Below are 13734 nucleotides of genomic sequence, written 5' to 3' on the forward strand. Positions count from 1 at the left end.
TCCCCCGTAACTTGTTACATTGTGATAATCGTTATTTTTTGTAAGTCTAAATAAAATTTAATGGCCAGGTAGAGGGTCAATACAAACCAAATTGTTAAGCCCCCCTGATACTATGAAGGTCGCCAAGCGAGCCTTTTTAGGGCCCCATTTTGTAATTAAGCGTTGCACGTTTAAAGCCCCCTTGTTAATTTCAATACCCGATAAACAAACCAGAATGAAACAAGCATCAAAATGCCACTAGCAGTCGCGACATACGCCCATTTATTAACGGGTTTCTTCACTGATGCTTGATTAATCTTATCGGCTTGTTGTTGATTGATCGTGATTTTCTTTCTAAAGTGCCAGCTCATTGGTAATTGGTTCCAATAACTATTACCTTTAACACTGATGGAAATGTTATAACGACCGGGTTTCAATCGATCGAACGCCCATGAGATTGGCACAGTCCACTGCGAATTAGGTGCAACATCAACGCTGTCTGTTTCATAAACACGCTTGTCTTTAAAGAAGCCATTCTTGTAAACGACCGCCTTCACCTTGGCATTCTTGATGGCCATTGGTTTCGTATTATTCAACTGAATCCCTAACGCTGGATGCCCGTTTCTGACGGTTGGGTTAACCCCTTGATATTTCAACTCTGGGTAAATCTCGTAAGGCTTACCGCGCAAAACGATCCCCATATTGTAGGCATAACTCCCGGAGACATTCGAATGATTGTCAGTTTCTTTTTGACCGTATTCAATAAAATGCCAAGCGCCGTAAATCATCCCTTTGGTTTGTTCAGATGGCATCGTAATCGTCGCACTGACCTTTTTGACCTCATTAGGGCCTAGCGTAATCACTCGATCGGCCCGATGAACTTTAGCAACATCCATCAATGTATGCGATGTTTCTTTGATAATGCCATCTTTCGTAGGGCGATAAATAATCCCCCCACCTTGTTGCGTCAAACTATTATCAATCTCTGAATGAACTTTAATATTTTTATCACTGAAATTATGAACCAAAACCTGAATGGTTTCTTTTTTACCCGGTTCAATTCCTAAATCAAAAAAGCGATTTTCTTGATCCACTTGGCGGTTCGATTTAACTTTTTCAACTTCAAAATCGATATGTTCCTGTGCTGCTGAAACCGGCTGGTTGCTAGCCAATAATAGCCAGCCGAACAGCCCAACTGCTAACCCTGTTGTCCATTTTCTTAATCGCATTTTTATCACTCAACCCTATTTTTAATTGCCAAGCTATTCTGATTTGATTGTTCCTCCCAAGAAACAAGTGTTACTATGGGCCAACTGATAGTGACCACGTCAATTTCGTTCGATAATGACCGGTATATCGTTTAGTAGTTGCCGGTACATTTAAACCAATACTATAATCGGCACTTTTTTCGTCACCAAAGCGATAAGCCCACTGCCCTTGTCCAACTTGGGTATAGGGATTTTCGGGATCACTGGTATCCGGTGAATCGGATTGGAAATGACCACTCTTAGTCATCGTCATTAAAGTGGCACTCTGGCCTGATGCCAATGTGAAGTGCTCACTATTATTAGTGACAGTCCCCACATCGGTGTTCGATAACGTCTTAACGTTGCCATTTGAAAAGGCCCATTTTGCATCGGTTAACTCATGTTGTTCACTATCAACAAACGGTTTTGCTTGGCTAACCTGTAATTGCCAATTTTGAACGCCATAATTATCGGTGACCGTCACTGCTTGTGGCGTGCCCTGATTATGATTTAAATAATACGTCCGGTCCATGGGTTTATTATTATAATCACCAAATTCCCAACTGCTAGGCGCATCAATCGATAACATTGCCTTTTTATAACCGTAAGTAATGATTCGATCTTGGTCGCCAATTTGAGGATCATCGCGATACGCTTTTTGCCAATTCTCCGGTTTTAAATCTGGATCTTCACTGACTGAATAAATCGTGTAACCCTCAATCACCTTAGGGGCGACTTGCTGCCCTGGTAAAAGGGTTGATAAAGCTGTGCCAGTTTTACCAGACACCGTAATCGGCGCGGCAATTTGAGTCCCCGCACTAGCAGGCTGGCTAAGATCCTCATCTAAATCAACATACCGAATGGTTAATTGATGCTCTGATTGGACCACGTTCATATCAACTGTATTCGAGGTAACTGGTTGACTCACGTTATCTGGTTGCTAGTGGCGCCCGTCGTGTTTTGATAATCGAGCTTAAAGCCGACTCGATCACCCGGACTCACATCCTGTTTGGTGTCCCAATCCGTATCCGTCGTTTCATTTTTTATCGCTTCGGTTAACGTCAATGGTTTCTTGACGTGTACGATAGCAGTGTTTGAAGTGGTACCGGCACCGTAACTTCCAGAAACCAATTTGAAAAGATTATCGATTTCTGGCGCACTATCGTCGTTGACAATCGCCTTAATTAGGACTTGTGCTTTTTGTCCGATTGCTAAATTTTCGCCGAGTGCAATCTGCCATTGATCGTTAAATTTAATGAGCTGTTCTCCATGAAAATCACCATTTTCATCAGAATATGAAATTGATAGTTCCTTATTATTATTAAATTTCAAATGTGAATCAAGTACATCTTCAAAGACCGCACCCCGATCTAATTGCTGACCACTTGGCTGGGTGATATTGACTTGGTAATCAACTGTGTCACCCTTTTGAGCCGTTGTTGCCGTCTTAAATGGGGCATTATTACCATCAGCTGTCACATTACGTACCAACTTGGTAATCGTTGGGGGTGTTGCGACGGCCCAATAATAATCACCAGTTGGAACAGTCGTCCCATCGTACTGGGCCATTAATGCTGCTGATGTATAGGTATTCCCAACTTGATTATCATTTGCATCATGTCGTTGCCACTTCCCAAAATAGGGTGTTTCAGTGCTGGGTTCTGCTAATGATGGTCCAGTTGAGGCACTCGTTAAGAATTTAAATTTGGGTCCCAACCGCAGGTGCGCTAATTGTTGATCATTCAAAAACATGCCGCCCATATTCGTTACCTGACTCGTATCCCAATTCGTGAAATAAGCACCCGTTAATTTCGTCATCCCACGCAGCATATAACTCATATCGGTTACACTAGCGGTATTCCAATCAGGATAATCAAGCGTTGTTAACTTCGTCGCATCAAACATGAGTCGCATACTTTGGACGTTGCTCGTATCCCAATCAGCAATTTCTAACTGATCAACGCCACTCTTGGCAAACATGCCCGCCATGGTTGTCACTTTAGTGGTCTGCCAATCTTTAACCGCTAAAGTCTTAACACCGACAGTCCCGGAAAATGTTGAAGCCATATTCGTCACATTAGCGGTTTGCCACTTAGAAACGTCTAACTGCGTTAATCTTTGATCACCGCTGAACGTGTAAGACAACGATGTATTTTTGCCGAGCTGCCATTTTGAGACATCTAAGGTTTCAAGTCTTGAACATCCCGAAAAAGTATAAGCCATTGTCGTCACTTGGCTTGTATCCCAATTCGAAACATCTAATTCGGCAATACTAGTATTCAGAAAAGTACTACTTAAATTAGTAACGTGACTGGTATCCCAATTTGAAACATCTAAAACAGTAATGCCCGATTGTGAAAAGGTACTCCCCAGATTAGTCATTTTTGCCGTCTGCCATTTTGAAACATCTAAGTTCGTTAAGGCCGTACAATTGAAAAATGTGTTATTCATATTTTGAATATTAGAAGTGTCCCAATTCGTACTATTTAGCTGACTTAATTTTTTATCACCACTGAAGCATCTTACCATTGTGGTGACTTGCCCAAGCTGCCAATTCGCTGTGTCGCCAACAGATACTAGGTTGGCACAATCACTAAACATCGAATTCATTGCTGTCACTTTTGAAAAATCTAAGTTAGTCGCGTCAACTGATTGCAGCGCACTGTCACTGGCAAATAACATCGTAAAATTAGTGGCCCCTTTTAGATTAGCTAACCCCTGAACCGTTGTTAAGTTGGTCAACCCCCAAAATATATAGGAGACATCTTTAGCTGTAATTTCACCATCAATGCTGATATGCGCAATCCGCGCAATATAAGGCGAATTAGGGAAATACCAAGGTGTATTAGTATTATCATTAGCCACCTTATCTGGCAATACACCGCCTGATAAATGTAAGGTCGCCGTTGTATCATCGATATACCAGGTGACTGTTCCCAAACTGGTGCCTGCTCGTTGATCAAGTTGCTGCTTTTGGGGTTGGCTAGTTTTTTTAGTCTGCGGTGCTTCAAGTAGCGTCGCTTTTTCACCTGACGTTGCTGGCGTTATGGTTTGTGTTTCCGCATCTGAAGCCGCCTTTTTTTGAATGACACTATTTGATTGTTTAGTTGGTGTTGAACCTGAAATAGCGTCCTGAGCTATTTTAGTGATCGTTTCCGAAGACGCATTAGCAGGCGCTTCAACAGCATTTACTTCAGTCGTCATTACCGAACTCGCTAACATGTTTACCATTAATAATAAAGTCATGCATAATTTAAATAGCCTCAATACGTACCACCTCAATCATCTCTTGCCAATTTAATTAATCTATAATTCAATTAATACCTTAGCATTTAACAGGTGGTAATTATTGTTTAAAATTCAAATGCCAATTTGAATTTTTGAAAAAAACCTATATTGACAATCATCAGCTAGACACATAAAAAAACCGTTATCCATTTTGGGATAACGGTTTGGTTATTTTTAGTTAGTTAAGGATGGTATTTTGCTGACCTTGCGGTAAATGATATATTACTGGTTCCTTTTGATTCTCAATGAGGTCAGTTGTTAAATTGGTTTGATAAACATGACGATTATCGTAATTGACCATATAATAAGCCAAGTTGTTGAGCCCGCTGATGCCTTGATATTGCGTATAATCTGAACTACCACCCGAACCAATATTAACACCCTTTGGAATTGTGACATTATCTAAGATATGCAAAATATGATTAACCCCTTCGGCCACGTTATTGGCTTCTGGCATATATTGCCGACTATAGGCAGCCCGGACAAACCGATCTGGTGGCGTATAACTTCCGGGTAACGCCTGGGTCCCCGTCCCTTGGCTAAAAGGACCTGCTTGATAATTACCAAAAGGCCGCTCCATAAAGGGTTGTGGTTGTAAATTCAAATAATTACTCAAATTCTTAATGTGCCAGTCTAAATCCGGCGTATTAGTCATCACCCCAACCGGATCATCAATTAACTGAAGCCCATTGCCGCGGGGTTCAATCACCATTGTTTTACCGGAACGATCCGATAATATCCAATGTAGTGGTTGGTTCGCGCCCATTACACCTTGGTCGCTTTCGATAATCCGCACGTTGTCTAAATCCGCAGCCACTTCTTCTAAAGTTTGATAGTTTCCCAAAACCCACACGATAAATTCTTCAGCCACCAAATTCAATTTATTAGGTACTGGTTGTGGCTCGTAAACTGCGGCGTGCGCGAAATATAACTCAGCACAGCCTAAGCCATGTTCATTAAAACCATCGGCTACTAGATATTGATCACCCAACTTAGCACCGGCCCCCATCAACGCGTATTGATTTTGAATCGCTTGCTTTTCCAAAACCGGTTGCCATTGATGTTGGCGCGGTAAAAAGAGCGGATTACCATTTAATTCAAATGAAAAATCCATGGTTCTTGCTAAAAAATGATGCCCGTCAACGGTTGAATAAGTGAGACTTGTACACATTGTCATTTCCCCTTTAATCATGATTAAAGTCTATGCTAGCACTAGCAAAGTCCGCAAAATAACACGATTTTTAACTCATCATTTAAAAATTAAATAACATATCGCCAATTAAATGGCTCTTAATTAAAGTTTAACGTTTTCGCCACCCATTTCACGCTATACTATTAGTATTTAGAAATAACGGGAGGTGTTTCATTTGTCCAAAAAAGTTCTGACGATTCATGCTATTATCCTGCTCTTTTTCGCGTTAATTTTACTCTATCAAAGTCGGTTTGCCTTCTTAATTTGGAACATCATTTTAGCCCTAATACCGTTTGATCTGAGTTTACTGGGGCGCTTATTCAAAAATAGTCGTTGGCGCTACTTAATCGGAGTAGTTTGGCTACTCTTTTTCCCCAACGCACTCTACATGATTACCGACTTCAGTCACCTCTCATCAATTGGTGTTGGCTTGAGCACCGCCTTCCAATTTGTGGAATACGCGATTTTAGCCGGCGGGATTTTTGTCGGTGTCACCTTAGGGCTGACGAGTTTATTCATCCTTTATCCACTCTTTATCCCCAACTATCAACGCCTCGTTAATCAAGCAGCGACCTTCGGTGTTTTAAGTGTTTGTTCCTCAGTCGCCATTTATATCGGGCGCTTTTTACGAATCAACTCGTGGGATGTTTTCTACCAACTCCACACAACAATCGCGAGCGTTCTCGGTGTTTTGAACCAATCTGATTTTTGGATTTTCGTGATCGCATTTTCAATTCTACAACTGATATTGATGTTGATGGGCTACCAATTAGCACAACTCGATGACCTATAAACCAATAAAAAAAAGCCCTCGCATACTGCGAGGGCTTTTTCACTGTTTAACTGCGCTTATTTTTGCCAAGCTAAGTAATGCGCAACTTTAAAGATACCGAGAACCACTAGAATTGCGCCTAATAAGGTCCACAGCATAACTGCCCCGTAGAGCGGTGTCATCAGAAGAATTATCCCTGCAACAATACTCAAGACCGCAGAGAATATCGTCCAACCCTTAGAAACTGCTAAGCGCACTGTTCCCAATTCCACAAAGCCTTCTACCAACCACGTGATTCCTACAAAAATCCCGACTAGTAGGAATAAGTAGGTTGCGCTAGCAGCTAAATTAACGCATACAAAGATCCCAACAATGAGATACAAAAGGCCTAAGAGCAAGTGCCCTAGTCGAACCCATGTATTTTCATCAACTTCTTTAAAAATAGAAAGGATGTCGAACAGACCGATAATGATAAAAACAACACCTACCATCACCGTGACACCCATGGCTGATTGCCCGGGTAAAAACAGGATTAATAGACCCAATATTAAGGACAATAAGCCATTCACACCAGTTGCTTGGCGTAACTTATTCGAAATATTCTTTGATAACATCTTGAGGACTTCTTCCGTAAAAAAATTTTCAGTCTTTAGTTTTCAGAGTCGACCGCTTGAATGACAATCTGATCATCAACTAAATCTGCCTTTAAGTCTTTGACATCTGCATGATCGAGGTAAAAATCAGTGACCTTATCTCTGATTTGTTGTTCAATAACCCGTCTTAATGGACGAGCCCCCATTGCCTCATCGTAGCCTTCTTCCATCAACCAATCCTTAGCTTCTTTTGAAACAACTAAGGTTAATTCTTTTTTAGCTAATGTTTGTTCAACGTTGGTTAACATTAAATCCACAATTTGTGACAAGTCAGCTTTCGTTAAATGCGTAAATTCAACAATCCCGTTAAACCGGTTTAAGAATTCTGGTCTGAAGTATGGTGCTAACTTATCTAATAACTTAGCATCTTCTTGGTCGTTCATGGTTAATTTTTCATTACCAAAACCGGCATTAGATGTCGCGATAATCACCGTGTTCTTAAAGTCGATCACGTTCCCTTGACCATCCGTTAAGCGACCATCGTCCATCACTTGTAGTAATAATGTTAAAACTTGTGGATCAGCTTTTTCAATTTCATCAAACAAGACAATTGAATATGGGTTACGACGAACGCGTTCGGTTAATGTATTCGAATTATCGTCATAGCCAACATAACCGGCTGTCGTCCCAATCAATTTAGAAACGGCTGTCCGGTCAGCATATTCACTCATATCCAAACGGATAATCGCTTCTTTGTTACCAAACATATCTAAGGCTAATTGTTTTGCTAATTCAGTTTTCCCAACCCCAGTTGGACCAACAAATAAGAAGCTCCCAATTGGTTGATTACCTTCCGAAAAACCTGCCCGATTTCTGCGAATAGCCCGCGCTACCATTTCAACAGCTTCATCTTGACCAATGACCTTATCTTTTAAGCGTTGGCCTAAGTTCTTCAAGCGTTGAATATCATTGCTCCCCATTTTGGCAACGGGAATCCCAGTTAATCTTTCAACAGATTGTGCAATATCATCAACAGTCGCAATCACTTCTGCCGCATGCTGATCATCGGTTGCCAATTGCGCTTTAATTTTTTCAATTTTAACTTTTAGCTCTTCAGCAGCTTGATAATTTTCAGCTTCGACAGCTGCGGCTTTATCAGCTTCTAATTGTTTAAGTTCAGCCGCCAATTTAGCTTTATCTGTTTCTGGGCGTTTAGCTGCTAAATGAGCCGCAGTCATATCTAATAAATCGATTGCCTTGTCAGGCAACGTCCGTTGTGGAATATATTGAGCAGAATAGTCAACGGCCGCCTTCAAAACGTCATCTGGTAGTTCAATGTGATGGTGTTTTTCATACAAGCCTTTAATCCCCTGTAAGATTTTAACCGTATCTGCTGCGCTAGGTTCATTGACCAGCACATCGTTAAATCGTCTTGCTAATGCGGCATTTTTCAAAATTGTGTTGCGATATTCATCTTGGGTTGTCGCACCGATGACCGTCAACTCACCACGTGATAAAGCTGGCTTGATAATATCGGCTAACCCTTTGCCGCCATCTTCGCCACCAGTTGAACCAATCCCTAAAATTTGATGAATTTCGTCGAAAAAGAGAATAACATTGCCGGCTGCTTTTACTTCTTTAATTAAATTTTTAATATTTTCTTCAAATGAACCACGATATTGTGTCCCAGCTTCTAGTGAGGACAAATCGATTGAATAGATTTCTTTATCCTTAATGGCTTCGGGTACTTTCCCAGCCACAATTTCTTGTGCTAATCCTTCAACCACTGCGGTCTTCCCAACACCTGCATCCCCAACTAGAATGGGATTATTTTTAGTCCGGCGACTCAATATTTCAGCTGTTTCTTGAATTTCATTATACCGGCCAATCACAGGATCTAATAAACCATCCCGTGCTTCTTGGGTTAAGTTTCGACCTAATTTTTCAAGAATGCCACCTTTTTTAAGGGCATGTTCACCATTTTGCTTAATTTCAATTTCTTTTTCTCGATTAGGTAATTTACCAGTTGCCCGATACTGAGCAAACTCATCCGGTGATAATTCTCGTCCGTTAATCACATATCGCGCTGACTCTGAATTACCCATTCTTCTGAAAACTTGATTGAAGATATCATCCATATCATTATTAAAAAAAGGATCATTTCCGTACATATTTGCCATACAACTGCACCTCCATTATATTAAACATTAAATGACTAGTGGCTATCTTATCAATAACCTAATCATTTTGCTTATGGTTCTATTATAACACTTTTTAGCACTCGATCAAGAAAAGTGCTACGAAGTTTCAGTGGTTAACTATCTTCAAAGTTGATGGGTAGTGCATATTTTCACTAAATAGGCACACTCGGTATTACTTTTCAGTGTACAAATTTAGCATAGCCACTTTTAAGCAAAAAAATAGGCTAATCCCCTGCGGGACTAACCTATTTGAGTAAGCTAAAACGTGCTTCCTCCCTAGCTTCTTCCGTCTAGTTACAAATAAGCGCCTATCATCAAAAGTTCAGATGATAGGCGCTTATTTTACACTATACTCAGAAACCAACCGCACTATATTAGTTTAATTTCTTCTTGCTTACTACGTTTAAGTTTTCATCTAAATCATAAACAACTGGTTCGCCTGTTGCCATTTCAACGTCCATGATGTCTTCATCAGAGATGTTTTCGATGTATTTTGTTAAGGCGCGTAGTGAGTTACCGTGAGCTGCAACAATGATGTTTTGGCCGTCGATTAATTTTGGAGCGATTTCGTCTTCCCAGAATGGGATAACACGTTCCAAAGTAACCTTCAAGTTTTCGCCACCAGGAATCGCTTTTGGATCTAAGTGTGCGTAACGACGGTCGTTTGCTGCTGAACCTTCATCACTTGCATCCAATAGTGGAGGAAGTGTATCGTATGAACGACGCCAGATGTGAACTTGTTCGTCGCCCCATTTTTCAGCTGCTTCAGCTTTGTTTTGGCCTTGTAATGCACCATAATGACGTTCGTTTAAACGCCATGATTTTGTTTCAGGAATCCATAATTGGTCTGAACCTTCAAGTGCATAGTGTAATGTCTTGATGGCACGAGTCAATACTGATGTGTAAGCTTGGTCAAAAAGGATGCCTTCTTTTTTCAATAAAGCACCAGCGTTTTGAGCTTGGCGTACGCCTTCTTCGCTTAAGTTAACATCAACCCAACCAGTGAATTGGTTTGATAAGTTCCATTCACTTTGTCCGTGACGAATAAAAACTAATTTAGCCATGTGTAAGTAACCTCACTTTTTTTATTTTTACTCTGTCCATTTTACACTGTTTCCATCACAATTTACAGTCTTATCTTTTCAGAAAATAATGAACTTTATTTTTGGGGTTTTTGATCGACACTTTTTGTTTCTTTTAATAAGAAAAGTGCTGCTAAAATGGCAATCACCATTAAAACTAAGGACGTCGTGACCACAGCAATCATCCCTTTATCAAAAGCTGTGACCACCATTTGTTGCACCTTGGCAGCATACGGCGTCTTCACTAATTGCTGCCCCCATGCGATTGCATGCCCTGAAAAAGCACCCGCTTCGACTAATGATTGGTGAATCCCAGTTGCTGCCGCCTTTGGGATTGAACTCCCACTAAAGCCAGTACTTAAGCTACTCTCATAGGCGTTTGTTTGTGACAATCCGAGAATCACGACCCCCACGGTAATCCCAATTTGACGGAAAACGTTCAACAAACCGGAGGCCATTCCGATTTCTTGAGGATTAATATTGTCCATCGCCGCTGTATTGATCATTGGATTGATAATCGCATTCCCTAACCCAGTTAGCGCAAGCAACGGTAATAATTGCATGTAAGTAAAATCGGTCGTGGTCACTTGTCTAAAGATTAATAAACCGAGTGCCGAGACTGTAAACCCAAAAGCAATCAGCCATTTTTTACCAAATTTATAACCTAATACCCCGGTGAATGGTCCCAAGACAAGTGACCATAGACTCATTGGCAATTGATGGACCCCAGTTGAAAAGGCTGAATATCCCATATAATTTTGCATCAAACTCGTTTGATAAGCGGCTAAGGCAAAGATCCCAGCCCCTAATGAGAAGGCCAAAATCACAACACCCACGAAATGGCGATTTGTAAGTAACGTCAAGTTCATCATTGGTGCTTTGGCTTTCAATTCCACAAAAACGAAGAGCGCTAGAATCAAAACGGAAGCGACTAACCACCCCATAATCCGCATGTCGGTCCAAGCCCAGTGCATGTGTTGTTCTTTTTGAATTAAGCCATAAATCCCGGAGAATAAACCAATTGCTGATAAAAACATCCCCATAAAATCGATTGATTCGCCTGCACCATATGCTGGTGTTTCTTTAACATTCCGAATCACTAAGTAAACCGAAATAATCCCAACTGGTAAGTTGACGAAGAAAATTGATGGCCAACCGAAACTTTCGACTAAAAAGCCACCCACCAAAGGTCCGATGGCAGTTGAAAAACCAATGACGGAGCCTAAAATCCCCAGTGCTGTTCCCCGTTCACGCCCTTCAAAGTTCGATGCCACTAGCGCCATCGATAAACTCATCATCCCAGAGCCACCAATTGCTTGAATTGCACGACCAATATCCAATACCAATAAGTTTGGTGCCAGTCCGTTAACGACAGAAGCGGCCGTGAATAAAATCATACTCATAATAAAAATTTTCTTGCGCCCGAACATGTCCCCTAATTTGGAAACAATTAACAAACTGACCGCATACATTAACGTGTAGGCGTTCAATACCCATTGTAAGTTACTGAAAGTGGTTTTAAAATCAACCGCCATACTGGGCAAAGCCACATTAACGACGGTGACATCTAGTAGCCCCATAAAGACCCCTAGGCTCATAGCGACCAGCGCTATCCAACGATTTGTTGTTTTTTTCATTTTACTATCTCCATTTTCTCGATCTCTTTTATTTGGGCTTCGAGCCAGTCGACCTTTGCTTTAAGCGTGGTGATTACAAAATCCATTGAACGAACCTGCCACTGATAATAATTAGTATTGGTCCCCTCTTCATCCCGCAAATCTGTTAGATGGTTTTTGATACCCAGATAGACGTGTAAATCTTCAGCTAACTCATTGCGGTAGTCTTGTAAAATGCTGATTTGTTCTTCGGAATCGATATAGTGCATCCCGCGCATCTTAAAGCGATAAGCGTCATCCCACTTCGCATCATGAGCGACTGGTTTAGTCATTAATTCAGCAAAATAGCGCCGGCCTTCTTCCGTGATGTGCGCAATCTTTGTGCCCCGTGAATCCTGATCAGCTTCATCAAAACCAATGCAGCCTTTGTTTTCCAATTTATCTAACAACGGATACAAAACCCCATTTGAGATTTTCCGTCTGGGCAGCATGGCATTTTCCAAGATAATCCGCAACTTATAGCCCGACATATTCCGACTCATTAAGGCTGATAACATCAGCAATTCATACATATCCTCATAACCTCACTTTTCAATCGGTCTTTCCGACATATTTGCAAGCTTTTTTTATAAAGCACAAAAAAAGACGGCCTACATTCGGTTGGCAAATTGCCAAGCCTAGTGTCGCCCGTACTTTTTGGTCCTTAATTTAATTTTTATTGCGCTTGAACACTATCTCGTTCAACCAATTCAACTGATAACATTTTTTGTTGCATCCCTAACGTGGGTTTTTCAATCCGATTTAACAACAAGCGGGTCGCTTCTTGGCCCAACGCCAAAATCGGTTGTTTAATAGTGGTTAGTCGCGGTGTGACGTATTCACACCAATCAATATCATCGTAACCAATAATCGAAATTGACTCTGGTACCGCATGACCTAATTCGGCTAACCCCCGTGCTAAGCCAATCGCCAACTCATCATTGACGGCAAAGACCGCAGAGACCCCACTATCAATCACCTGCTGGGCAACTTGATAGCCTCCCTGTTTAGATAAGGGGGTCGTTATTTGCCAATCCGGATTAACCGTGATTTGATGACTAACCAAGGCTGCTTGGTACCCAATAAAACGCTGCTCGATATTCCAAGCCCGCTGTTCTGGCAACACGATCCCAATTTGACGGTGCCCTTTTTCAATCAGATAATTAGCCGCCATTCGGCCGCCTTCCGTATCCGCCACAGCGATTTCATCACTTTGATGTTGCTTTTCCGATTGATCTAACAGAATATACGGTATTTTACGTTGTTTCAAGTGGCCCTCTAGCGTTTCTTCTTCAATATGTGAAACCGCCAAAATAAACCCATCGACATTTCGTCGGACCAGCTCTTTCAGATAATAATTAACTTTCTGATTATTCTGGCCCGCACTATAAATCAACGGAATAAAATCGTACTGATAGGCGACTTCTTCAACCCCTTGAATAAACTGACTAAAAAAAGGATTATTGATATCCGGTACTAAAACCGCAATTGTTTTGGTTTCCTTATTGACCATATTCTGGGCAAAATAATCCGGTTCATAGCTGATTTTTTCACGCGCTGCTCTTACCCGGGCAATCGTCTCTGCACTAAAGCGTTGGCCCTTATTATTTAAAATTAGTGAAACAGTTGTCACCGATGTTTGGGCCAAGGCAGCGACATCTTTAATCGTTACTTTTCGTACCACGTTAACTTCCCCCATTGTAAAACCCGCTATCATTTAAAAAC

The 13734-nt window shown here is 41.2% G+C and carries 11 protein-coding genes; 1 reads left to right on the plus strand and 10 read right to left on the minus strand.

Features of this window, described 5'->3' with window-relative positions; all coding sequences use genetic code 11:
- Positions 1–170: 170 nt before the first annotated feature.
- The 4 genes from LEUCM_RS01515 to LEUCM_RS01530 all read right to left on the minus strand — a co-directional run bounded on the left by LEUCM_RS01515 (position 171) and on the right by LEUCM_RS01530 (position 5685).
- Positions 171–1208 carry a WxLIP family cell surface protein gene (locus LEUCM_RS01515; RefSeq protein WP_025016102.1) on the minus strand — a complete coding sequence of 346 codons (1038 nt, stop codon included), beginning with the start codon at positions 1206–1208 and terminating at the stop codon, positions 171–173.
- Positions 1209–1281: 73 nt separating this feature from the next.
- Positions 1282–2154: a WxL domain-containing protein gene (locus tag LEUCM_RS01520; RefSeq protein ID WP_035145629.1), complete on the minus strand. Its 873-nt coding sequence runs from the start codon at positions 2152–2154 to the stop codon at positions 1282–1284.
- Positions 2151–4430, minus strand: coding sequence for a BspA family leucine-rich repeat surface protein (locus tag LEUCM_RS01525; protein WP_162252435.1), 2280 nt, complete (start codon positions 4428–4430; stop codon positions 2151–2153). Before LEUCM_RS01525 ends, LEUCM_RS01520 begins: the two co-directional genes overlap by 4 nt.
- Before the next feature lie 262 nt (positions 4431–4692).
- Positions 4693–5685 carry a choloylglycine hydrolase family protein gene (locus tag LEUCM_RS01530; protein ID WP_025016105.1) on the minus strand — a complete coding sequence of 331 codons (993 nt, stop codon included), beginning with the start codon at positions 5683–5685 and terminating at the stop codon, positions 4693–4695.
- A gap of 187 nt (positions 5686–5872) precedes the next feature.
- Here LEUCM_RS01530 and LEUCM_RS01535 point away from each other — a divergent pair, with 187 nt between their 5' ends.
- Positions 5873–6499: a DUF1361 domain-containing protein gene (locus LEUCM_RS01535; protein ID WP_035145624.1), complete on the plus strand. Its 627-nt coding sequence runs from the start codon at positions 5873–5875 to the stop codon at positions 6497–6499.
- Positions 6500–6555: 56 nt separating this feature from the next.
- Here the strand turns inward: LEUCM_RS01535 and LEUCM_RS01540 are convergent, their stop codons facing one another.
- From LEUCM_RS01540 to rbsR, 6 genes are all read right to left on the minus strand, one after another.
- Positions 6556–7092 carry a DUF308 domain-containing protein gene (locus tag LEUCM_RS01540; RefSeq protein WP_016264496.1) on the minus strand — a complete coding sequence of 179 codons (537 nt, stop codon included), beginning with the start codon at positions 7090–7092 and terminating at the stop codon, positions 6556–6558.
- Positions 7093–7127: 35 nt separating this feature from the next.
- Complete coding sequence (locus LEUCM_RS01545; protein ID WP_056936442.1) at positions 7128–9251, minus strand: AAA family ATPase; 2124 nt, start codon at positions 9249–9251, stop codon at positions 7128–7130.
- Between the two features lie 395 nt (positions 9252–9646).
- Positions 9647–10336 carry a 2,3-diphosphoglycerate-dependent phosphoglycerate mutase gene (locus LEUCM_RS01550; protein ID WP_011373916.1) on the minus strand — a complete coding sequence of 230 codons (690 nt, stop codon included), beginning with the start codon at positions 10334–10336 and terminating at the stop codon, positions 9647–9649.
- Between the two features lie 95 nt (positions 10337–10431).
- Entirely contained in the window at positions 10432–11991 is a 1560-nt protein-coding gene (locus tag LEUCM_RS01555) for an MFS transporter (protein WP_011373915.1), read from the minus strand.
- Complete coding sequence (locus LEUCM_RS01560) at positions 11988–12542, minus strand: PadR family transcriptional regulator (protein WP_011373914.1); 555 nt, start codon at positions 12540–12542, stop codon at positions 11988–11990. Before LEUCM_RS01560 ends, LEUCM_RS01555 begins: the two co-directional genes overlap by 4 nt.
- Before the next feature lie 143 nt (positions 12543–12685).
- Complete coding sequence (gene rbsR / locus LEUCM_RS01565) at positions 12686–13693, minus strand: ribose utilization transcriptional repressor RbsR (protein ID WP_025016107.1); 1008 nt, start codon at positions 13691–13693, stop codon at positions 12686–12688.
- Positions 13694–13734 lie beyond the last annotated feature (41 nt).

Origin of the sequence: Latilactobacillus sakei subsp. sakei DSM 20017 = JCM 1157 (assembly GCF_002370355.1) — a bacterium.
In the GTDB taxonomy this organism is placed as follows: Bacteria; Bacillota; Bacilli; order Lactobacillales; family Lactobacillaceae; genus Latilactobacillus; species Latilactobacillus sakei.

Excerpts from the sequence above, each read along its gene's own strand:
- LEUCM_RS01550 (WP_011373916.1), bottom strand. The coding sequence starts at position 10,336 with ATGGCTAAATTAGTTTTTATTCGTCACGGACAAAGTGAATGGAACTTA.
- LEUCM_RS01555 (WP_011373915.1), bottom strand. The coding sequence starts at position 11,991 with ATGAAAAAAACAACAAATCGTTGGATAGCGCTGGTCGCTATGAGCCTA.
- LEUCM_RS01525 (WP_162252435.1), bottom strand. The coding sequence starts at position 4,430 with ATGACGACTGAAGTAAATGCTGTTGAAGCGCCTGCTAATGCGTCTTCG.
- LEUCM_RS01540 (WP_016264496.1), bottom strand. The coding sequence starts at position 7,092 with ATGTTATCAAAGAATATTTCGAATAAGTTACGCCAAGCAACTGGTGTG.
- LEUCM_RS01560 (WP_011373914.1), bottom strand. The coding sequence starts at position 12,542 with ATGTATGAATTGCTGATGTTATCAGCCTTAATGAGTCGGAATATGTCG.
- LEUCM_RS01515 (WP_025016102.1), bottom strand. The coding sequence starts at position 1,208 with ATGCGATTAAGAAAATGGACAACAGGGTTAGCAGTTGGGCTGTTCGGC.
- LEUCM_RS01545 (WP_056936442.1), bottom strand. The coding sequence starts at position 9,251 with ATGGCAAATATGTACGGAAATGATCCTTTTTTTAATAATGATATGGAT.
- LEUCM_RS01530 (WP_025016105.1), bottom strand. The coding sequence starts at position 5,685 with ATGTGTACAAGTCTCACTTATTCAACCGTTGACGGGCATCATTTTTTA.